Source organism: Shewanella sp. SG41-3 (genome assembly GCF_014164545.1).
In the GTDB taxonomy this organism is placed as follows: domain Bacteria; phylum Pseudomonadota; class Gammaproteobacteria; order Enterobacterales; family Shewanellaceae; genus Shewanella; species Shewanella vesiculosa.
The window spans coordinates 431,716-453,558 of the sequence record NZ_JACJFJ010000004.1 but is presented as its reverse complement, the minus strand read 5'-3'; the positions used below and the strand labels follow the sequence as shown (position 1 = coordinate 453,558).

Here is a 21,843-nt window from a genome sequence, read left to right as displayed (position 1 = left end):
ATATGATCCAATTTGAGCAGGTCAGTAAAGTCTATTCAGGGGGCCAAAAAGCCCTTATGGATGTCAATTTTCATCTTCGACAAGGTGAAATGGCCTTTTTAACTGGCCATTCTGGTGCCGGTAAAAGCACTTTGCTCAAATTGATTACCGTGATTGAACGTGCCACGGCAGGTAAGGTGTCTATTAATGGGCATAATATTGCGAATGTAGGGCCGAAACATGTGCCCTATTTACGACGTAATATCGGCATGATTTTCCAAAATCATCACTTGCTGATGGATAAAACTGTCTTTGACAATATCGCCTTACCGTTAGTGATTGAAGGCTTTACCCATGGTGAAATTCGTAAGCGTGTCGCAGGTGCTCTCGACATGGTCGGTTTATATGGCAAAGAACGACATTTACCGATAATGCTGTCTGGTGGTGAGCAACAACGCGTCGGTATCGCGCGCGCTATTGTTAATAAGCCTCCTTTACTGCTAGCCGATGAACCTACGGGTAACTTGGACCCTAAATTATCGATGGATATTTTACGCTTATTTGAGGCCTTTAATGACTCAGGTACCAGCGTGCTTATTGCCACCCATGATTTAGGTCTCATCGCGCGCATGAAATACCGTACTTTTACGCTGCGTGAAGGACGAATGCTTGGTGGGGAACGTTCAGCTGCTGAGGAGAATATGCGATGAGTAAAAAACCGAGTATTACTCAAAGTAAATTACCCTTGAGTGGCCGAATCGTGATGTTTTTTATTCGTCATGTGCAGCAAGGCATGTCGAGTATGGGCGAACTTTGGCGCAACCCAGTGTCATCTATTATGACCATGGCTGTATTGGGCGTGAGTTTAAGCTTACCGGCTGCACTGCAGGTATTGGTTAAAAATGCCGAAAATATCACTCAGTCTTGGAACAGTGCCGCAGAAATTTCATTATTTATTAACAAAGGGCGCAGTGAACAATCTATTCAAAGTCTATTGTCGCGCATTAAAGCTTTTCGTGAAGTTGAATCAGTCACTTACATTAGTCGCGAGCAAGCACTAGAAGAGTTTCAGCGTTTATCGGGATTTGGTGAGGCGCTTTCATATTTAGATGAAAACCCATTACCTGCTGTAGTTACGGTAACGCCCTCGCTTAAATACTCTAGTCCAACAGGTGCACGTGAGTTATTGGTAAAATTAGAACGCGAATCCGAAGTTGATTTTGGTCGTTTAGACATTGAATGGCTAGAACGTTTGCAAGCATTGCTTAAGTTACTTGAAAAAACCGTGCTAGCGATTGCCACTTTATTAGTACTCGCAGTGGTATTAGTGATTGGTAACACCATTCGTTTGGCGATCATGAATCGTCGAACCGAAATTGAAGTCATGAAACTCGTCGGCGCGACAGAAGCCTTTATCCAACGGCCATTTTTATATACTGGGATTTGGTATGGCGTGATAGGCGGGATTTTGGCGTGGCTGATTATTAATGTGTTAGTGTGGTATCTTGATGGTGCTTTAGCCGAGTTATTGGGTTTATACGGTAGTGAGTTAACGATTCAAGCATTAACATTTTCTGAGTTGATTAAGCTGGTATTATTGGCCTCATTTTTAGGCTGGTTGGGTTCGTATTTGTCTGTACGTCAGCACTTACGTAGCATTGAACCGTCATAATAGCAGGCGTATAATTATCAGCAGCTGATAATAAATGAACCTTTGTTCACTTGCTTTGTGGCTACCTTGCGGTAAAAATGTTCACCTAGTTGAACCTTATTTGACATATGATGTCATATAGTTGATAGTTTATCGGCTAAATCGAGTGAGCCTCGTTTCTTTCTCAACTACAGTGTTGTTAGCTGATAGTGTTGTGAACTAACAGACTCGACTCATCGTATTGAGTTAGCTGAAATATATTTTTGAATGTAGTAGGAGAGCGAATGACTTATCAAACGCAATCAATGGCGCTGGCTGTACCACACAGCACTAGCAGTCTAGAAGCGTACATCCAGTCTGTGACCAGCATTAACATGTTGGATGCGGATACCGAGTACGACATCGCCAAGCGTTTACAAGAAAATGGCGATCTACATGCTGCAAAGCAACTAATTATGTCCCATCTTCGTTTTGTTGTGCATGTTGCCAAAGGTTACTCAGGATACGGTTTGCCGCAGGCTGACCTTATTCAAGAAGGTAATATTGGCTTGATGAAAGCGGTTAAACGCTTCGACCCTGATGTCGGGGTGCGTCTGGTGTCTTTTGCCGTGCATTGGATTAAAGCTGAAATTCATGAATACGTGTTGAAAAACTGGCGTATTGTGAAAGTTGCGACCACAAAAGCACAACGTAAGTTATTCTTTAATATTCGTAAATCTAAAAAACGTCTAGGTTGGTTTAGTGACGCTGAAGTGACTATGGTTGCGGAGAATTTGGGAGTATCGAAAGCTGACGTGACCGAAATGGAGTCGCGGATGGCAGCCCAAGATCCGGCTTTTGACTTAACCAATGACAGTGATGATGATAATCATGATTTTGCCCCAGCATTGTATCTAGAAGATCATTCTTCAGATTTGGCCGATCAGGTTGAACATGCTAATTGGGAAGCTGATTCTCAAGCACGTTTATTATCAGCTATCAAAACTTTAGATGAACGCAGTCAGCACATATTACGTGCGCGTTGGTTAGATGATAATAAAGTCACCTTGCAAGAGCTTGCATCGACTTATCAAGTGTCTGCTGAACGTATTAGACAGCTAGAAAAAAATGCTATGAACAAGCTTAAATCTTGCATGGAGTAATACTCCGGCCTGTTTGTTGCTCAATTAAAACCTGCTACGGCAGGTTTTTTTATGGCTAAAATTTGCAGTGTCGTTTACGCGGCATTATCTGTTGCAGGTAACGTGAGTCTAATAAACTGCTATGGCTGATAGCCACTTTGTTTAGGGTATCGCTATGAATTACTGCGCTGTTTTTGATGCGTTTATCTGCGGTTGAATTGCCGCAATAATGCTTTTTCTTGGCACTTTTAACCCACTTGAAACCACATTTTGTGGCCAGGTAAAAAACTGCCTAGGACGCTTGAAGCGTGCCAGTGTTGATTCTACTAGCTGACTCAGTTGCAAGTTGACAACGTCTATATCGATCGCCATTTTATGATGGTCACAATGGTGGCTATGGCTACTCCCAACGTTATGGCTATTGTCTACTGCGCAATAATCAATAATAGCGCCAGGTAAGTGACCAAACGTCGCATCGGTTACTGCAAATACAATTGCCTGGGCGACATTTGGATGGCTTAATAACACAGCTTCAATTTGTTCTGGATGAATATTTTCACCGCCACAGATAAACATGTTATCCACTCGCCCTAAAATACTGAGCTGCCCTTCAGGATCTAATTGGCCCTTATCATTGGTACAAAACCAGCCTTGATCATCTAATGGTAAGGTTAACCCTTGCTCGGTTAAATAGCCTAAAAATAAACACTCGCCTTTGACGTAAACAACGCCATCTTTCAAGCTAAGCTGTCTCGAAGGTAAAGGATACCCATGATGGCCTAATAAATTCGCTTTCGCTGTGGTAATTTGCGAACTCATTTCTGTCATACCATAGCTAGTGTAAGCATTAATGTTTTGCTGCTTTAGCGTCTCAATAAGAGCGGGTTCTATGACGCCACCACCTAAAAGTAAGGCGCTGATATGGGCAAATGCATCAGGTTGCTGTTGCAGTATCTGAATCGCTTGGGTGGGCACTAATGACACATGAGTAATATGGTTGTCAGTCAGTTGCTCAGCCAGTGGCTGTGCGGAATTTCGTAGCACAATGCAGGCGCCGGCTAAGGTGCAGCGATGAATAATGGCTAAACCACCAATGTGAAATAGTGGCAATGATAATAACCAAGTGTCAGATACCTTAAGAGCAATGAAGCTCGCAGACCCTCTGGCGCTGCTCAGATGGTTGTTTAAACAATGGACCGCTGCTTTTGGTGGGCCACTTGAACCAGAGGTGAGAATAATGTTTGAAGCTATATGGGGTGATATTTCAGCGCTGTGGCTGGCGCCTTGAGGTAAGGTTTTAGGTAGATCGATATCGAGCCAATGGCGGATTTTTATTAGCGTTTTTCTGGTGGGAGTATCGGTCCAGAGCCATTGCAGATCAAAGCGTTCAATAAGCTGATTGATCTGCATATCGGCAAATCTAGGCGACAGAGGTAAAAATACCCACCCAGCATCAACGCAGGCCCAATACAGACAGATCATCTCAATATTATTGTGGGATAAACATGCCACTATGTCGCCTTGCTTGACGCCTTGAGCTTGTAATTGTTGCCCTACATGATGGACTAAACCACTTAAGCGAGCGTAGTTAATACGAGAGTTCACATCTTGGTCTAAAGTGGCCTCTTCAATGGCAATGGCGTTCGGGTAATTTAACCCTGCTTTATGCAAAGGTGACATCATGATTAATTCACCTTGTTTGAGTCACGTGCTTGGCCTATATGCATCAGTGGCTCTAGTACTTGCTCATTGAGTTGCGGTGATAGTTCTGATGTAGCCAACAGCAAGGGCTGTGTAAAGGCGCTTAATGTATCAAGGCCCGGTGACTCATCAGGGGTTAAAGCTTGGCTTACCAAGCGTAAGTCGTTAATGCCCATATTCGCTTCTAAGCTTGAGCTTAATATACAACGTACCCCCTCAAGATGAGCTTGGCTTATCATATTCTGCAATTTCTCCAGCGAACCCAATAACATGGGTTTGATGATTAATGCGCCTAAACCGGGTTGTTGTAAGGCGACATCTAGATCAAACTGAGGCGAGTTGAGTGATTCATCAAGCGCATATTTAATCCCTAATTGGCGATATATTTGTCGATTATCGTTAGGGTTAATGCAAGGCTCTTCAATATATTCAATTTTGTGTTTGGGTAAGCAGGCTAAAAAGTCGATAGCTTGTTCAAGACTAAAGCCTGCATTGGCATCTAAACGTAAAGTGACGTGCGGTGCGATAGCCAGTATTTGATACACAAATTGGATCTCGCTTGCCATGTCGGTTTGAGCCACTTTAACTTTAACGCTGTTTATGTCGCCTTGTGTTAGGAGCTTTTGGGTCATAACCTCGATTGACATACCATCATAAAGTAATGGAACTACAGCTGATTGAGTATGAGGATTATCGATGCGAATAGGCAATTTATGAGTTAATTTTGCATCCAATAAGCTCAATGCAAATGCTAGCGATGGTAGCGACATCTGCTGGGCCATGTCATTTAATATCGCCAAGGGTTGATCAATTAAATTTGCTAACACATGCTGCAGTTGCCATAGCACCTCAGCAAGGGATTCTTGGCTAAACCCGCTGATCACTTGGCTATTAATGTCCAAGCCTGACAGAGGCGCGATTTCAACCCAAGTTGTTTGCTGGTTATTGAGTTGGATCTCGAGCACCAAGCCTTTACGACAATCAATTCGTTGCTTACCTACAGGTAAGTAAGGGGTAAGCTCAATTTGATACTGATACAGGCTACAACGGCTGATGGTTAAGTGGTCAAGTAATGACATTATCGCTCCTTTAAACCGGTTAACGGTTCTGGGCATAATAACGCCAGTAAGGTATCGGTAAATAAGTCAGGGTGCAGGCTGTGAATATTATGCCCTGCGGCATGCAATGGCTTTAGTTGTAAGTGTTGAGCAGAATCGGCGAGTGAAGCCTGCCAATCGATAGCCACTTGTGCAAACTTTTTATCATCTACACCATAAATAAAATGACACGGGCAGTTAAGGCGCTCAAGCACCGTTCGACAGTCTTGTTGCAAGCTCAGTGAGGTTGTTATGAAGCAATTAGCCAAGCGTTGGGGATCGTTAATCCGCCGTATAGCGATAAGTTGTTGTTTTTGATGTTTACTCAAGTCGCTAAAAACAGCTTGCTGATACCACAGGCTGAGAAAGTCCGTTATGGGTAAATACTTGAGTTTGTTCGCCCACAGGTTATCGCTTTGTGATCGAGCCGCTTGCTGCTGAGAGTCTTGCAAACCAGGATGAGCAGATTCGAGGGTTAAGCTTAAGAGTGAATCTGCAAAGTCATCGGCAATATGCAGTGCAATTCGACCCCCAAGAGAATAGCCGAGTAAATGAAACTGCCTATAGCCCATGGCATGTATTTTATTGACTATCAGCTTTGCTGCTTGGTGCAACCCCGGCGACTTTAAAGTGTCGATATTCTCGCCATGACCAGGTAAATCAATACAAATACAATGAAAATATTGGCTTAAACGTGGCATTAAAATAGACCAGTCGTCTTTGCTGCCCAAAAAACCATGCAGCATGAGTAATGCGGGTAATTGTGGTTGGCCAAAACGACGGATCATCACCATTAGTGTTGTTTCACCCATTGGTTGATTTGCGTTATTTGATCGCTCGCTTGAGTTGGGCTGACATTAACTTCAATGACTGACGCACAATTGAACTCAAAGGCTTCATGATAAGCCTGATTAAACGATTCAATGTCATCTGCTTGTCGATATGCCAAACCAAACATGGCGGCACCATAGCCAAACTCTAAACCATGGCTTAAGCGGTAAAAATCATTACGCAGGCTTTCATTAGGCACAGGCAATAAATTAAAGATATTGCCGCCATCGTTGTTGAGAATAACCAGCACAAATGGTTGAGTCATTTGCTTCAAGAGTGCCAATGAATTGAAATCATGCAAGCAAGACAAGTCGCCCATAACTAGGGTAGTTGGTGCATTTTTATCTGCAGCAATACCACAAGCGGTGGCAATTAAACCATCAATACCCGACGCGCCACGATTGGTATAAATTGCCGGTGTGTTAGTGGCAATTGGCGCATACATATCATAGAGGCGAATCGGTAAACTATTACCAATAAACAGTACATCTTGGTCTGTTTGCGCTAAAGCGATTGCACGTATCACTTGCGCTTCACCAAAGGTTGTATTGTCTATTTGTTGTTTCAGTAGCGACTCTAACGACTCATTTAGCGGTAATAATGCTAATGCCCAGTTGGCCTGTGATGAGCGTGGCCAAGGGAGCTGGCATACGGCTTGAACACTGGCTTGGAAAAAATCTTTAGCTTGATGGGCCGGATCTAAACGATCGCTGTACTTACCTATTTGCCAATAGCTATGCCAATTTTGCTGGGCAATATATTGAATTAATCGTTTGGAAATAAATCGCCCACCAAACACTAATATCCGCTCAGCTTGTTCAAGTTGTTTGTTGGCTTTAGCGTTTAATAATAACTGATCAACGTGACCAATTACCCCAGGATGCTGGCGCAATTGTGATTGCGCATCGACCAATACTGGCCAGCCCAACTTTTGCCCTAATGCGACGATTTGCTGAGCATTATCCTCTGGAGCTAAAGTTCCTACTACTATCACGCCTTTACCATGAACAAAGCGCATTAAGGTGTCGGTAGACGGTAACTCAGCACTGGCTGGACGAGCATAACGAGTCAGTGGCTTTGTGGTTTCAAACCATTGGTTTAAGGGCGCAAGATACGTTGATGTTGTTACACTAGCCGTTTTCTTCACATGAGCTAATGTGACCAATTCAGCGGGGTATAGAGGCTCGCGGTACATACAATTTATGTGTACTGGTTGATGCTGGTTGGCCACAGCGTGATCAATAGTACTCAGTAATGCACTCGCCGGATAACCCAGATCAGGCGTCGGTAAATTAACTTGCTTGGCATATTGCGCAAATATGGCGGGCTGAATAATCGATTGATTAGCACCGCAATCAATCAATTCAGGCGGTCTGTCACCCGATAAAATAATCAAAGGTACATGGGTTAACCATGCTTCTACAATGGCCGGGTAAAGGTTTGCCACCGCAGTACCTGAAGTGGTAATGATGGCAACAGGCGCATTACTAGCCTTTGCCAGTCCGAGGGCCATAAAACCTAATCCACGCTCATCAAAATGAATGTGGCGTGTCAGTAAGGTTTGACTCGCAGCGGCCAATGTTAACGGAGTAGAGCGAGAACCTGGTGCCATACAGACATGCTTAACTCCTAAGCGTGCCAGTTCCTCCAAGATCAATTGACCCCATAACAAATTCATATCGGCGCTGGTTTGTTGTTGCATATCGGCTCATATTACAAATAAATAATCGAATATTAGTGTAACGCTAAGTTAGCGTTACATCTAAGATTTAGTGCAGGTTTTTATCCAAAAATGACGAAAAAAATGCTTAACGTTTCAATCAAACAGCAGCCATATTCGGTCTTGTTTTATTTTTGTTGTACTACAGTTACTAATATGATTTAAATAAGACATTAAAAACAATAACAACAAGGACACTATAAATATGGAATCAGCGGCATTATTAAAACGAGTCGATGAATTACCCCGTTTACCTAAAGCGGTTAGTGAGCTGTTAGATGCGGTAAACAATGACAATAGCACGGTAAAAAGTATTTCTGCGAAAGTTGCTCAAGATCCTTTAATTAGTGCAAGGGTATTAAGACTCGCTAATTCTGCCCATTTTGGGCGAAGCCGCGAAGTAGGCAGTATAGATGAAGCCGTGATCCGCTTAGGCATGCAAACCTTACGAACCTTAGTTATTGCTTCTGCGGTAATTGGTGCCATTCCCAATGTTGATGGTGTTGACTTAGCTGATTTTTGGGGCGAGACATTTGAAGAGGCGCTATATGCGCAAGAAATGGCTAAGCGCTGTGGTGTTCCTCCAGATGAAGCCTTTACCTGCGCAATTTTACATAATATTGGCGATTTATTAATTGCTGTCGTTGAGCCTAAGATGTCAGCTAACATTCGACTCGCAGTGCAAGCGGGTGGGGATAAGCAGCAACTTGAAACCGAATTACTCGGCTTTGACTCTCCTGCTGTCGGGGCATTATTAGCTAAGACCTGGAAATTTACGCCATCATTGGTACAAGGCATTCAATATCAACGAGATCCGTTAGCGGCAAAACCTGCATCTAAACTTGCTTCGGTGATTTATTTATCGCACCAAGTCTTTCGTCACTGGGATGATGATCGAGATGAAGAATCTTTTACTGCTTGGTTAGCCGGAAAGGCCAATCATGAAGCGGGTATCATCAAGATGGATATGGATGGATTAGCCGACCGATTCGATGAATTACGCGGTAAGGGTTTAGAGATAGGTAAACAATTAGCCTAGTCACGAGACTTAACTATTAAGCTCTGTTTATACAGAGCTTTTTTTATACAGAGCTTTTTTTATGCTTGATTGTTAATCCACTCGCTTAATACCACATGAGTTTTTATTTTGACTATGTCAGCCTGAGCATCGATAAATTCACGGATTTCATGCAATCGCTGCATTGAGTTAGCATGTACATAGACCAGTAAATCCATGTCTCCTGTGATGCCTTGGCAGGTAATCACTTCCGGTATTGTGGTAAAAATATGAATCACTTCAGCGCAACGGGCGCAACGATGCTGAATTTCAAAGTAGGCTGATACTCCTTGCTTTTGCGACTCACTCAGTAAAACCTGATAACCACGGATAACACCCGTTTGCTCCAACTTCTTGATTCGTTCTGTCACAGCGCTGCGCGATAAACTCACTTTTTCGGCAATAAACGAAATGCTCTGCCGAGCATTGAGGCGTAATTCGCTTACAATCGCTTTATCAAATTTATCCAATGATTTATATCTCAGTAATTGAGTACTATCGTTCTATTCTGTCATTATGATGGAAAGTTGTCACTTTTCCGTCATTATGTCGGTTTAGTAAAGCAACTTGAGCCAATTAACCCGCAGAATGTTTTGCTGTTTGGCCTTATAATGTCGCCACCTATTTCAGTAAGAATAAAATAATGAATCAAATGAATGCAACAATAGGCCGCTGGCAAGGTGCAGGCTTAATGGCCACCACTTTGTTAGGTACCGGGGTATTTATTTTGCCGCAAATGACCATAGAGGTAGCGGGTTCAGCCTCGTTATTAGCATGGTTACTCTTAACGGTAGCAATTATCCCTGTCGCATTAGTATTTGGTTTGTTAGCCAGTCGTTTTCCTCATGCTTCTGGTCCTGCTTACTTTATTGAAAAGGCATTTGGCGCAACCGCAGGGAGAACCATTGGACTGATCTTTTTATTAGTCATCCCCATTGGGGCACCTGCTGCAATTTTGATGACCTTTCAATTTTTAGAAGCACTGATATCAATATCAGGGCTAGGTCAATTAGCCGCAGAGTTATTGATTGTTGCTGTGTTATTGCTGCTCAATATTAAAGGTATTCAAGTGTCGGCAAAGTTACAGTTTATGCTGACACTATTGATTGTTGCGGTTGTGGCAATATTATTTGGAGCCAGTGGCTTAAATGTTGGGCAGCTAGAAAACTTTGCCCACAGTAGCCATCCGCAATTTAGTGGGGTGATGTTAGCCATGGGCATTGGTTTTTGGAGCTTTTTAGGCATCGAAGCCATGACGCATTTGGCCAGTGATTTTCGTCAGCCGGATAAAGATTTGCTGCCTGCCATGATGATGGGCACGGTATTGGTAGGGGTTATCTACTTAGCCTGCACGTTTTTACTTCTCATGGTGCCAACAGAGGGTGCCGGCTTAGCCATGATATCGGCATTTGATTATTTATTATCAAACACTTTTCTCAGTGGATATGGCGCCTATATTATTGGTATTTTAGGCATAGCCAGCGGTTTAGCCACGGTCAATGTCTATGCTGCCAGTGCCGCCCGTTTATTGTGGAGTTTTAGTAAAGAAGGTATTTTGCCGCGCTATTTCGACAAGTTAAACCCACATGGAGTCCCTTTTAGAGCCTTGTTTGCGATTTTGGGCTCAATGGCGGTGGTGATTGTTGTTACCTATTTTAGCTCGCAAGAATTAGAAGACTTAATTGCATGGAGCAATGGCGTTTTTGTGATTATTTACTTACTGGCGATGTTGTCAGCGGCTAAATTACTCAGTAAACGATATTTGCCATTAGTTATTGCAGGTTGTGTGTTTTGTATTGGTTTGGGCATTGCCCTTGGCAGTAATATGATTTACGCCACGGTATTGGTGTTAGTGATTGCGCCGTTTATGTTTTGGCAAAAAGCCCATCTTACGCGTAAGTATTTAATGAGTAATACCCAAGGCTAATTGGCCATGACTTAACGTATTTCCATGGCGATATTGCGCATTTGAATCAGTTCACTGTGTTTTAAATACAGTAAATCAGCTGTGCGGCGAATAATTTGGTCTTCATATTGCGACAATTCACCATCGGCATAGGCTAATTTCCACATCGCAAGCAGTAGTTTCTGCTTATCTTCAACGCTAAATTGACTATTGATCTCAGTGGTAAACTCAAATAATGAGGTGGCATTATGGCGGCTGAGTTTAGCTTCATTGATCAGTTCAGAGGCTTCATCTGCACTAATATGTAGTGTATTAACCAGCATTGCGGGTAGCAAAGCGGCTTCCGACGATGCCAAGTGTTCATCTGCATAGACAACTTCAAGCAACAGCGTTGCTGCAGCAAGATTGAGGTGTTTTACCTTGTCTTCTGGGCTACTTTCTTGAGTATGGGATTGGATAAAGTGCTTTAGTTTTGCGATCATAATTAGGCTGTCCAATATTACTGTTCATTTTGATGCTAGCAAAAATGATAATCCCAAGCGAATAGCTTGGGATTAAATTATGTTAACCCAAGTGTTGCTTGGGTTAACAAGTTAGGCTCTTGAAAGCAGGTTATAAGATTGAACCTAGACCTTTCATTAATAAATCCACTGTGCCTTCACCACCACTTTGCTGAAGATAGTTTTTAGCGATATCAACCATAGGTACAATGTAGTCTTTTGATATACCGAGTTTTTCAAAAGCATCATATACCATAGCGCTCCCTTGTAACGAAGAGCCTAAATTACCTGCTTTTGATAATAATCCCGACATACCATTATCCGATGATAGCGCAGGTACTGCAGCCATTAGCCCATCAGCATTGGGGATACTGTTGCTTAGCTGACTGAAATCATTGTTACCTAAATTGGTTTGGGCCAAATTAAGCAATGATCCTAATCCGCCTTCAGCTTGAGTTTGAGATAATCCAAGTTGAGACATAACGCTGCTCACTAATGCACTTGATTGCTCTGATGCTGCTGGCTGTGCAATGGCTTTAGCTTGTTCTGTTGCTGGTTTTTTAGTTATTTCAGTCACGTTATCCAACCAGCCTGCAGATGTCGGTGCCGAGAATATCAATACGGTAACCAGTACCGGTAATGCGGATGCTAATTTCATAGTGAGTGTCCTATCATGCCATTCAATGTCTAAACTTCGGGTCATTTTAGCCTGATTTACATAAATGCGACAGATGATCACGATTTTTGCTCATTAGACTTGTGCAAAATGCTTTTTTTTTGGGTATCCTAAGCGCAATATTTGTCGTTAATAGATTACTGGAACCCACATGTCATTGTTTGCAATTTTGACTGAAGCATTTAACTTTTTTCGAAACCACATCCGTCAGCTTGCCATACTGACATTGCCATTACTATTAATCCAAGTCGCTATCCAACTTTGGCTAGGTAATGAAATGATGCAGGCTGATGCTGAAAACCCACAATTTGGCGCAGTTCATGCTGCGGCAATGATGGTACTGTTGTTAGTATTTTCATTTTTAATTGCGGCTTTAACACTCTATTTAGAGCTACGCTCTCAAGGGCATGATCTTGCGCCGGGACAAATATTGAAGGCTAGCTTGCCATTTGTACCACCATTATTATTAGCTGGAGTATTTTCTGGCTTAGCCATTTTAGCGCCGGTAATGATTTTTGCTGCATTTGGCCCGTTGTGGTTAATTGGTTTATTAGTCAGCTTATATTTGTTTTCTCGGCTTGCATACGTCAACTTTATGGTGGTGGTTGAACGTTTAACGCCCCTTGAAGCGATTAAGAGCAGCTTTAAATTTAGTGGCCCTATCACGATTAAAACCATTGCAGTATTAATGCTATACGTGCCATTGTCTTTATTGGCTGGCATGTTTTCACAAGTCGCGATGCAAGTTGGCTTTCCACTGCAACTTATCGTAGAAGCGACTTTTTCATTCTTAGGTTTGTTTGTTAACATCGCTTTGTTTAGATTGTATATGGTCAATCGTAAAACTGCGGATGCTGACATCACCGAGGGATAATAGCTTGTAGACACTCAAAAAGGAGAGACCATTGTTAAATGATATTGAGTTTATTGATGGTTTCTCTACTGAGCTTAGCGACGATTATCGTTTAGCCAAAAGTTATGTCCGTGATATTCCTACTCAAGCGCTAGTGTATATTCGCAGTTTTACCCATAAGCTCACTAGCCAACTCGCCATTCCCCATGGGCTTATTTTCACTAGCCCTAATTTGTACGACCGAATTGAACAATTACATCAAGCACGATTAATCGATCCGCCAGCTGTGCGCGCATTACACCGGCTTCGCAGTGACGGTAACCGTGGTGCCCATCCAGAAAAATACCATTTAACCCAAGCACAACTCGTGACGATTGCAGAAAAGTCGATTGAGCATATTTTGCAATTGATTAAAAAACTGTACCCATTAGTACAGCAATCAGCACCTAGGTATCAATTTGACGCTTTTGACTCATTTGCTGGGCGTGATTTATGTTACCGCGCAGTGATGGATAACGACGCGCAAGCGCAGTATTTAGTTGGCATGTCTCTAAAAGCCAAAGGCTTAATGCTGCAAGAACAGGAACAGGCTTTAGCCCAAGTATTACTGGCTCGTTCTACGTTTAATGATGTAGATTCAATGACAGAAAAAACATCAACGCGAAACTCTGCCGCCGACGCGTTTGCACAAGCGGGTTATTGGTTTGCTTTAGCATCCACTCAGGATCAAGCGGCATTATTTGAGCATGGTGTGAGCTTATTACATGGATATTGTGGTCATCCAAATCCAATTGAAGGTGAGCAACTTATTGCTAAGGCTGCCGAAAAAGGCATTGTAGAAGCACAAGCATTACTGGGGTTTTTCTACCTTGTTGGCAGCTCTCAATTTAGTGTTGATCTGATCCAAGCCGAGCGTTTATTAACCCTTGCCGCCAATGCTGAAAATGCTGAGGCCATGTCAAATCTTGGAGTGTTGTTTTATCAAACCCAACAATTTGAAGATGCATTTTTATGGGTGAATAAAGCCGCGAAAGCCGGATATTCTAATGCCCAATATCATTTAGCTTTGATGCTAGTCGAAGGGCTAGGATGCGATATAGACGTACCTGCAAGCCTGCAATGGATGAACGAAGCCGCTGAGCAAGGGCAGGTTGATGCCATGCTACATTGTGGCAGTGATATTTTGCACGATGACAATGCCAGCCAACAACAACGAACTAAGGCCGAACATTACTTACACCAGGCGATTAAGTACGGCCACAATGTGAGTGCAATGATAGAGTTAAGCGTGGCGTTAGCTGACGGTATTTTAGGCCGTATCGATGTAGTACAAGCCGCATATCTACTCACACTCGCTAGAACGCATGCTAATGAGGAACACCGACAAGTCATCGAGCCATTGTGGCAATCATTAGCCATGCAAATTGACAGTGTCATCGCACTCAACCCCACTGAAGAAGAGTTAATTACCTTGCAACAGGCCAAGAGCTTACTTCTGTAAGGTAAGTTGCTGGCGGGCATGATGCTTGAATATCATGGATGTTAATCCGTTAATCCGTTAATCCTTTCAACGTTAACACTCTAGCTGCTGATATTACTCATACTACGCAGCTTAATACGCTGGCTAGATAGAGAAAGCCTGCAATGCTGTTATTTGTCTAGAGAGTGCTGAATCATTGTTAACTGAGCAGATTTTTAATGGAATGAGTATTAAATAAGTTTTGTTACTAAAAGCCACTAGACGACAGACTAAAAAATCAAGTAGGGTGAGAGCATAAATTAGGATCTATTAAATCAATCATTCGGATAATAATCCGATTAAGATGAATTTGACCCGTAGAATAATCATGACTCACTCAATGTTTCAGACTCACAAAAAGTGGCTATGGCTACTGCTCGGCGTATGGCTGATTGTAATACAATCATTCGCGCTGCTGCATTCTGCTGAGCACGGTCTGGAACATCAGCATACTCATTGTATTGTGTGCGATTTTGGTCATAACCTAAATGCCGGTCCATCATCTTTGCGCATGCCGCCGATGGGATTGCAACAGCCGGAATATATTGCGCATACACCTTATCAACAACCTAGCTTGTCGGTATTACGTCACTTCAATGTTCGTGCTCCTCCCAGCCTTTTTTAAGCAATATCACAATATAAAAATTTATAATTTTTTGCTTATCTAAAGGAAAGGCACAATGAAACTTGCATTATCTTCTATAGCGCTAGCAGTTGCTGGCGTATGTTCACCGGTTATGGCTGCGCAACTACAAGGCCAAGTCACCGACCCACAAGGCGCACCTATTGTTGGTGCTCAAGTCAGCATTGATGGTGGCCCTCGGACAATGACTAACTCACAAGGTCAGTATCAGTTAACCGTTGCCGATAATAGCCATGTGCATTTGCACGTAAGTGATGATAATTTTAAGCATGTTGATCAGGATTTGCAGATAACTACAGGTGTGATTAAACAGGATGTTTCACTCAAGCAGGCCATAATGGAAAATATCGTGGTCACTGCATCACCTCTTGCGCGTTCGGCACTCGAAAGTACCACACCAATAAGTGTACTTACCGAAGATCAGCTTAAACTTAATATCGAACCCACGCTCGGCGATACCCTAGAAAAACTCCCCGGTGTACAAGCTTCCCACTTTGGTGCTGGGGCCAGTCGTCCTATTATCCGTGGTATGGGCGGCCCTCGTGTGCAAGTACTTGAAAATGGTCTCTCTGTAGGTGACGCATCTACTGTATCTGCGGATCACGCAGTAACCACTGAGGCTGCATCGGCACAACAGATTGAAATTCTTCGCGGTCCTGGCACTTTGCTTTATGGCAACGGCGCAATTGGTGGCGTGGTCAATGTGGTCGATAAGCGATACCACGAGGCGCCTGTCGATGGCGTTTCAGGACAACTTGGTACTCGCTACGATACTGCCAGTAATGGTCGTACATTCAACGGCGATATTGATGGTGGCAATGGTCAGTTCAATTGGCATTTAGATGGTACTCATCGCGTTACCGATGATGTTGATATCCCTGGTAATGCAATTGTCGATATGCCCGAAACCCATGGAAAACTCGATAACAGTAGCTTGAAACTCGATGACTATGCTGCCGGTATTGGTTATACCGCGGATACTGGATTTGTCAGCGTATCAGGTGCTCGAACCGAATCTAACTACGGTATTCCTGGCCGCGGCGAGGCTGATGCTGCGGATATCACCATCGATTTAAAGAAAACTGCGTGGCAGTTACACAGCGGCTTATTAGACCCATTTGCTGGTTTTAGTAAGTTGCGTTTTGATGCTGGTTATACTGACTATCAACACTCAGAAGAAGAAGATGGGGTTGCAGGCACCACTTTCTTTAATAAACAAAGTGAGGCGCGCTTAAGCCTGAACAATAACCCTTGGGGTGAATGGCAAGGCACCATGGGATTGCATATGGTTCACCGTGACTTTTCTGTTGAGGGCGAGGAAGCGCTCACGCCAAACAGTAAAACAGATACTTTGGCAGCTTTTATTGTTCAGGAGCGTAAAGTCGGAGATTTTCGTTTTGAACTCGGTGGACGTATAGAACATTATCGCTTGGCGCCAGAGGGGATGATCTTAGAGACTATTAATGGTGAGCAAAACTATCAAGCTGAAGATTTAGTCGACAATGATTTGACCTTGTCGGCAGGAATGGTTTGGGATTTCGCACCGTCGTACAATTTAGGTTTGTCCTTGACTCGAGCTCAGCGTTCTCCAACCGCCGAAGAGCTTTACAGCTTCGGACCTCACGATGCTACGCAAAGCTTTGAGATCGGTTCACAGTTTACCATTGTAAACGGTCAAATTATGACTGACAGTGGTAATAACGACAAAGAGATCGCGAATAATATCGACCTAACCTTACGTAAATTAGAGGGGGCATGGACTGGTTCATTAAGCATGGCTTATAACAGAGTGAACAATTTCTACTACGAGAAAAATACCGGTTTAATTGCCTCTGATATTGTTGGCGCTGATCCAGAAGGTGATTTACCTGTATATCAATTTACCCAAGGTGATGCTGAGTTATATTCACTTGAGGCTCAGGCCACTATCCCATTCAATGATAATTGGTCGTTAGATATGTTCAGTGATTACACTCGCGGCAAATTGGTTGATGGTGGTAATTTACCGCTCATGCCGCCTATGCGTATAGGCTCAACGTTAAACTATGATCAACAGCAATGGCACGCGGAAATTGCCGCGATTGGTTATGGTAAACAAACTGACACAGCAGAAAATGAAACTGAAACAGCAGGTTATGCTTTAGCAAATGCAGCGGTTACCTATCGTTTATACACGAATTCGGGTGATATGTTGCTTTATGTCAAAGGAAATAACCTGTTGAATCAAGAAGCAAGACCACATACTTCATTACTTAAGGACTATGCTCCACTAATGGGCCGTAACGTGATGTTTGGTGTCACTTATAACTTTTAGTCTTTACTGCTTGTATACAAAATTAACTTAATCCTAAAGCGAAGTCTCTGACTTCGCTTTATTTTTAAGTTTGCATTTTGATCTCTTCATCAGCGGCGCAAAGGTTGCTTGCTCACATTTGGGCTATCACGACATTCGCTTCGTGCTAAAGATCTGCTGCGTTTGGCAATTAGCGATAATCAAGATAACAGTTACATCAACTTAGGCAGCAGTCATGTTAATTAATGATCGCAGCCGCTAATGGATCTTCACTACGCGCAACCTGCGGTTCGTTAATCTGCTTGATGCTCAAACGTACGTCCATTGCGTTGTGATTGATTGGGCTTAGCACGACTGAACATATCAGCGTATGGCGCTGTTTGTTCGCGCTGCACATCCGCACGGCCTTGGTAGATATCGCCTTGTTGGGATTGTGCTTGTTTTCTCTGCAATATTTTTTTACCTAGCAACTGCAAAGTAATAAAGCTTAATAAGCCTAACAACAATAAAAACGGTAATAACACTATGGTAGTCAATGCGATGGCAAACAGCATCAGTAATGTCAAAATAGGGTTCATGCTAGTGAACCTGTTTTTCAAATTGGCAGTGTGGAATGATTGATTAAATCTCATAGTAGCTCCTGGGTACACTTAGCCTGAAAATGGGGTCTAAAAAGGTTACCTATAAATCAGTAACGATGATTTAAAGTACAGTCTGCATTGCTGAGACATAATATGTCACGTTAAATTCGGTTAATGTTTACGCTTTGGCGCTCAACTATCTAAGGTAAATACTTGCTAATGACCCGCTTGAGCGGGATCGAGTAAAAGTATCAGTAATCATTTTTACTCATGTGTTGATTCGCGATAGCTCGTTCGACACTGTTGAAAATAATATTACGAAACCATTGATGCCCTGGTTCTTGGTTATTTCTTTCATGCCATAGAAACACATAAGCCATTGGCATAAATTCAAACGGTAAGGGAATAGAAACCAGTGAATAGAGTTTTTGAGCATGATGAGCAAAACTTGATGGTAAGGTAAAAATTAAATCAGTATTCGCGCAGACGCTGGCCGCACCATAAAAGTCTGGTACTGTAGTCGATAGATGACGATGTAAGCCTAAATTGGCCAGATGATAATCGAGAGCCCACCAATCGTTGCCTTCACATCTAACCTGAACATGAGACATGTTAAGGTAGTGAGCTTGATCCCATTGACCCGCTTTTACTTGCTGTAAAATAGGATGATCTTTACGTACTAGGCAAACTTGATGGTCGTTAAATAGTGTTTGTGATTCTATACCTTCGGGTACTTTTTCAATATTGACATCAGTTTGTGGATAAATATCTCTGCCAGCCAGGCCAAAATCGATTTGCCCTTGCTGTAGATCTTGCATAGATTTTTCGGTCCAGACATAGGAATCTAATTTTATTGACGGTGCTTGTTGCAATAGTGGCCCGATAAAATAGGGGATTAAGGTTTCATAAGCACTTTCAACCATAGATAATGAGAATTGGCGGTTACTGGTCGCGGGATAAAAAGTGGGAGGCTGGGTAAGTTGATATAAGTTTTGCAGCACTAACGGCAGTTGCTGTCTTAATGCATCTGCATGAGCTGTGGGCTTTAAACCGTGCGCTGTGCGTTGAAATAGTGGGTCATCTAATGTTTCTCGCAAACGATTTAAGCTTTTACTCACCGCCGATTGACTAACATGCAATCGATGAGCTGCTCGAGTAACACTTTGCTCCTCAAGTAATACTTGGAGAATGACTAATAGATTAAGGTCGACCCGAGCCAGATTGTCTAAATTCATGTGATATTCTCAAATGGAAATTCACTTTGGATTTTATATCATTTTCATTCATACCTCCATTTAGCTTATTATAACGCCCTATTAAGGGTGACCTTTGTGCATTAAAAATTTAAGAGAAAGAAGTTTATGCGTCGTAACTTATTGCCACTGTTAATGTTTATGGTGCTGTTAAGCCCATTAGCTATTGATATTTATCTGCCGTCTATGCCTGCAATGGCATTGGAATATGGTGTCTCTAACAGTGAAGTACAGTCCACCTTAGTGTTATTTTTATTTGCGATGGGCGTAGGGCAAATTTTAATTGGTCCACTCGCCGACCGTTTTGGTCGTAAACCTGTCGCGTTATTTGGGATTGTGCTTTATGGCATTAGCAGTTTATTGGGTGCTTACTCGGTTGAATTTGAATGGTTGCAGATTGCTCGAGTTTTTCAAGGGTTAGCCGCATGTTCAACCTCTATTGTGGTCTTTAGCGCGGTACGTGACTGCTATTCCCGCAAAGAAAGCGTGTCGATGTACAGTTATCTAAATGGTGCTATTTGTGTGGTGCCCGCGCTGGCTCCAACATTTGGTGGCTTATTAGCCTTACAGTTTGGCTGGCGTTCTACCTTCATTTTTATGGCTTTGTATGCCATTTTCGTGTTGTTTTTAGTGGGGTTCCGTTTCCCTGAAACGCGTCCATTAAATACCGACAGCACAGGACCTTTATACCGTTGGAGTCGTTATAAGCCGGTTATTGGTGACCCACACTTTATGTTTTATGCCAGTTGCTGCATGATCGCGATGGCATCGATATTATGTTACGTGTCGTACTCACCTGTGTGGATAATTGGTCACTTAGGCATCTCAGAATTAACCTTCAGTGGTCTGTTTGGCCTTAATGCTGCCATTAATATTGTCGCGTGTTTTGCCGCTCCAGTGTTGGTTAAGCGTATTGGGAATAGACCTGGCGTAGTGGTAGCTTTGTCGTTAATGCTGCTTGCTGCGGTTATTGAAGCAGCGGTTTACTTTGCCGGTCCACAAGCAGGCTTAGCCGCCGCAATAGCGTTTATGGCTCCGATGATGATTTTGTGTGTTGGCTTTGCTATTTTACTTGGTCCTGCAACCAGTATGGCATTGTCAGCTTTCGGTGAGCGAGCAGGTACTGCGACGGCTATGCTGGGATGTATTCAAATGAGTGGGGCATCAATACTGACGGCGTTGATCCAACTAACCGATATACCTGCGCCTTATGCCATCGCACTAGTGATGGGCGGTTTTAGTTCGGTATTGCTGATTATTATGGCAATGAATCGCTTAAGTCATTTGCATCAAGAACAATTACAACACGATTAATTAAGCTTTAGTAACATCACCTTTAACCCGCAGAATGCTAACCACATTCCGCGGGTATTTTTTTGCTTCAATATGGTGAGACTTAAAAGCGGGCGTTAATTGCTACGCCAAAATTAGTTTCTGAATCACTATTATATTCACTATTCTCGAAATAATGTTCTAGCGAAAACTTAGCCGAGAACACATCTGAAAAATGCCAGAAGTAACGTGTATTTAAACCAGTTTCAGTGATGTTGTTGCTGTGGCTACTTTGATTTGAGTCATCAATATTACTGCTGCTGAAATCAGTATTTACATCTGCCCGGTAGTAAGTCGCACCCACAGACCATGCGTTATTGATATACCAATCTGCAAACACTGCAACAGTATAAATGTCATTTTCAAAGTTTAATTTAGAATCTTCCACTATAGTCGGAGTAGGTCCATCAACTTGGGTGAGAATTTCGTTGTTGGTATATTGTGGGTTTTGATAACCTACAACCCCAGTTATAAACACTCCAGCGGTTGATTGTAATGGAATAAAATGTTCGTAAGTTAACGTTATAGCATCAATATCTTGGCTAAAATATGATTCAAATTCATATTCTAGATATGCGCCATTGTTAGATTTTGATTCTGAGTTGGTAGCGTAGTTCAAGGATAACTTTGAGTGTTCGCTAAAAAAATACCCTGCAATAATCTCGTATGTTGTGGTGTCAGATACAGCATTATCTGTACTTAACTGGGTGACTCCAGCCCCCAAGAACCATTTTGAGTCAAAAACGTATTCTCCAGAGATATTATATAAATCTTCGATGTCAGTCGTGGCATATCGCGCTGAAATAGTTGAGCCTTGATTAAAGAACGCAGCTAATTCGTAGGGTTTTTCAGCTTGTTCAACCGCTTTAAAATAATAGTGATAATTGGCGTTAAATAGGCCATCCGCTTCACCTGATGAGTCTAAAAAACCGATTTCTGCTTCGTGATGGTAGGCATTATTTTGAGAGGCATAAACGGAACTTGTGGCAAATGCGAGCATTAATGCCACAGACATCTTTGTCATAGTTCTTGTCATAATTCCTGTCATAATAGTGGTTCTTCCTTGAGATGTTATGGTGTAAAGCCAAGCATATTGAACTTAACTTTACATGTTTGCAACAAGATAAGAC

20 protein-coding genes are annotated in these 21,843 nt (G+C 42.6%); 10 read left to right on the top strand and 10 right to left on the bottom strand.

Features of this window, described 5'->3' with window-relative positions:
* The first annotated feature begins 2 nt into the window (after window positions 1–2).
* The 3 genes from ftsE (at window position 3) to rpoH (ending at window position 2,772) form a co-directional block, all read left to right on the top strand.
* Entirely contained in the window at window positions 3–689 is a 687-nt protein-coding gene (ftsE, locus tag H5164_RS10400; RefSeq protein WP_124017400.1) for a cell division ATP-binding protein FtsE, read from the top strand.
* A complete protein-coding gene (gene ftsX, locus H5164_RS10395) occupies window positions 686–1,651 on the top strand; it encodes a permease-like cell division protein FtsX (protein WP_124017401.1) in 966 nt (321 codons plus the stop codon). The genes ftsE and ftsX overlap by 4 nt, the downstream gene beginning before the upstream one ends.
* Window positions 1,652–1,914: 263 nt before the next feature.
* Complete coding sequence (rpoH, locus tag H5164_RS10390; protein ID WP_124017402.1) at window positions 1,915–2,772, top strand: RNA polymerase sigma factor RpoH; 858 nt, start codon at window positions 1,915–1,917, stop codon at window positions 2,770–2,772.
* A gap of 159 nt (window positions 2,773–2,931) precedes the next feature.
* Here the strand turns inward: rpoH and menE are convergent, their stop codons facing one another.
* Genes menE through menD form a run of 4 tightly spaced genes read right to left on the bottom strand, consistent with a single transcriptional unit; the run spans window position 2,932 to window position 8,082 of the window.
* Window positions 2,932–4,434, bottom strand: coding sequence for an o-succinylbenzoate--CoA ligase (gene menE / locus H5164_RS10385; RefSeq protein WP_182755959.1), 1,503 nt, complete (start codon window positions 4,432–4,434; stop codon window positions 2,932–2,934).
* A 2-nt stretch (window positions 4,435–4,436) separates the two neighbouring features.
* Complete coding sequence (gene menC, locus H5164_RS10380) at window positions 4,437–5,531, bottom strand: o-succinylbenzoate synthase (RefSeq protein WP_182755957.1); 1,095 nt, start codon at window positions 5,529–5,531, stop codon at window positions 4,437–4,439.
* A complete protein-coding gene (gene menH / locus H5164_RS10375; protein ID WP_182755955.1) occupies window positions 5,531–6,361 on the bottom strand; it encodes a 2-succinyl-6-hydroxy-2,4-cyclohexadiene-1-carboxylate synthase in 831 nt (276 codons plus the stop codon). The genes menC and menH overlap by 1 nt, the downstream gene beginning before the upstream one ends.
* On the bottom strand, window positions 6,343–8,082 hold the full coding sequence (gene menD / locus H5164_RS10370) for a 2-succinyl-5-enolpyruvyl-6-hydroxy-3-cyclohexene-1-carboxylic-acid synthase (protein WP_182755953.1): 1,740 nt from the start codon (window positions 8,080–8,082) through the stop codon (window positions 6,343–6,345). Before menD ends, menH begins: the two co-directional genes overlap by 19 nt.
* Window positions 8,083–8,305: 223 nt before the next feature.
* Here menD and H5164_RS10365 point away from each other — a divergent pair, with 223 nt between their 5' ends.
* Window positions 8,306–9,139, top strand: a complete 834-nt coding sequence (locus H5164_RS10365; protein ID WP_124017407.1) for an HDOD domain-containing protein — start codon at window positions 8,306–8,308, stop codon at window positions 9,137–9,139.
* 59 nt (window positions 9,140–9,198) lie between these two features.
* Here H5164_RS10365 and H5164_RS10360 read toward each other — a convergent pair whose 3' ends face one another.
* On the bottom strand, window positions 9,199–9,627 hold the full coding sequence (locus H5164_RS10360) for an Lrp/AsnC family transcriptional regulator (protein WP_124017408.1): 429 nt from the start codon (window positions 9,625–9,627) through the stop codon (window positions 9,199–9,201).
* A gap of 173 nt (window positions 9,628–9,800) precedes the next feature.
* Between H5164_RS10360 and yjeH the strand changes: the two genes are divergently transcribed.
* Entirely contained in the window at window positions 9,801–11,084 is a 1,284-nt protein-coding gene (gene yjeH / locus H5164_RS10355; protein ID WP_182755951.1) for an L-methionine/branched-chain amino acid transporter, read from the top strand.
* A gap of 11 nt (window positions 11,085–11,095) precedes the next feature.
* Here yjeH and H5164_RS10350 read toward each other — a convergent pair whose 3' ends face one another.
* Together H5164_RS10350 and H5164_RS10345 are read right to left on the bottom strand one after the other, a co-directional pair.
* Window positions 11,096–11,545 carry a TerB family tellurite resistance protein gene (locus H5164_RS10350; protein ID WP_124017410.1) on the bottom strand — a complete coding sequence of 150 codons (450 nt, stop codon included), beginning with the start codon at window positions 11,543–11,545 and terminating at the stop codon, window positions 11,096–11,098.
* A gap of 130 nt (window positions 11,546–11,675) precedes the next feature.
* The gene (locus tag H5164_RS10345; protein WP_124017411.1) at window positions 11,676–12,221 is read right to left on the bottom strand and encodes a DUF2780 domain-containing protein; all 546 of its coding nucleotides are present in this window, start codon (window positions 12,219–12,221) and stop codon (window positions 11,676–11,678) included.
* Window positions 12,222–12,390: 169 nt separating this feature from the next.
* Here H5164_RS10345 and H5164_RS10340 point away from each other — a divergent pair, with 169 nt between their 5' ends.
* From H5164_RS10340 to H5164_RS10325, 4 genes are all read left to right on the top strand, one after another.
* The gene (locus H5164_RS10340; protein WP_124017412.1) at window positions 12,391–13,113 is read left to right on the top strand and encodes a hypothetical protein; all 723 of its coding nucleotides are present in this window, start codon (window positions 12,391–12,393) and stop codon (window positions 13,111–13,113) included.
* A gap of 31 nt (window positions 13,114–13,144) precedes the next feature.
* A complete protein-coding gene (locus tag H5164_RS10335) occupies window positions 13,145–14,593 on the top strand; it encodes a DUF4145 domain-containing protein (RefSeq protein WP_124017413.1) in 1,449 nt (482 codons plus the stop codon).
* 358 nt (window positions 14,594–14,951) lie between these two features.
* On the top strand, window positions 14,952–15,236 hold the full coding sequence (locus tag H5164_RS10330; RefSeq protein WP_259395618.1) for a hypothetical protein: 285 nt from the start codon (window positions 14,952–14,954) through the stop codon (window positions 15,234–15,236).
* A 55-nt stretch (window positions 15,237–15,291) separates the two neighbouring features.
* Complete coding sequence (locus H5164_RS10325; protein WP_182755949.1) at window positions 15,292–17,568, top strand: TonB-dependent receptor; 2,277 nt, start codon at window positions 15,292–15,294, stop codon at window positions 17,566–17,568.
* 272 nt (window positions 17,569–17,840) lie between these two features.
* Here the strand turns inward: H5164_RS10325 and H5164_RS10320 are convergent, their stop codons facing one another.
* Both H5164_RS10320 and H5164_RS10315 read right to left on the bottom strand, forming a co-directional pair.
* Complete coding sequence (locus tag H5164_RS10320; protein WP_182723052.1) at window positions 17,841–18,179, bottom strand: hypothetical protein; 339 nt, start codon at window positions 18,177–18,179, stop codon at window positions 17,841–17,843.
* A 200-nt stretch (window positions 18,180–18,379) separates the two neighbouring features.
* On the bottom strand, window positions 18,380–19,363 hold the full coding sequence (locus tag H5164_RS10315; RefSeq protein WP_182697706.1) for a LysR family transcriptional regulator: 984 nt from the start codon (window positions 19,361–19,363) through the stop codon (window positions 18,380–18,382).
* 126 nt (window positions 19,364–19,489) lie between these two features.
* Here H5164_RS10315 and H5164_RS10310 point away from each other — a divergent pair, with 126 nt between their 5' ends.
* Window positions 19,490–20,695, top strand: a complete 1,206-nt coding sequence (locus H5164_RS10310; protein ID WP_182723054.1) for a multidrug effflux MFS transporter — start codon at window positions 19,490–19,492, stop codon at window positions 20,693–20,695.
* A gap of 82 nt (window positions 20,696–20,777) precedes the next feature.
* Here H5164_RS10310 and H5164_RS10305 read toward each other — a convergent pair whose 3' ends face one another.
* Entirely contained in the window at window positions 20,778–21,737 is a 960-nt protein-coding gene (locus H5164_RS10305; protein WP_182755947.1) for a putative porin, read from the bottom strand.
* Window positions 21,738–21,843: the final 106 nt, after the last annotated feature.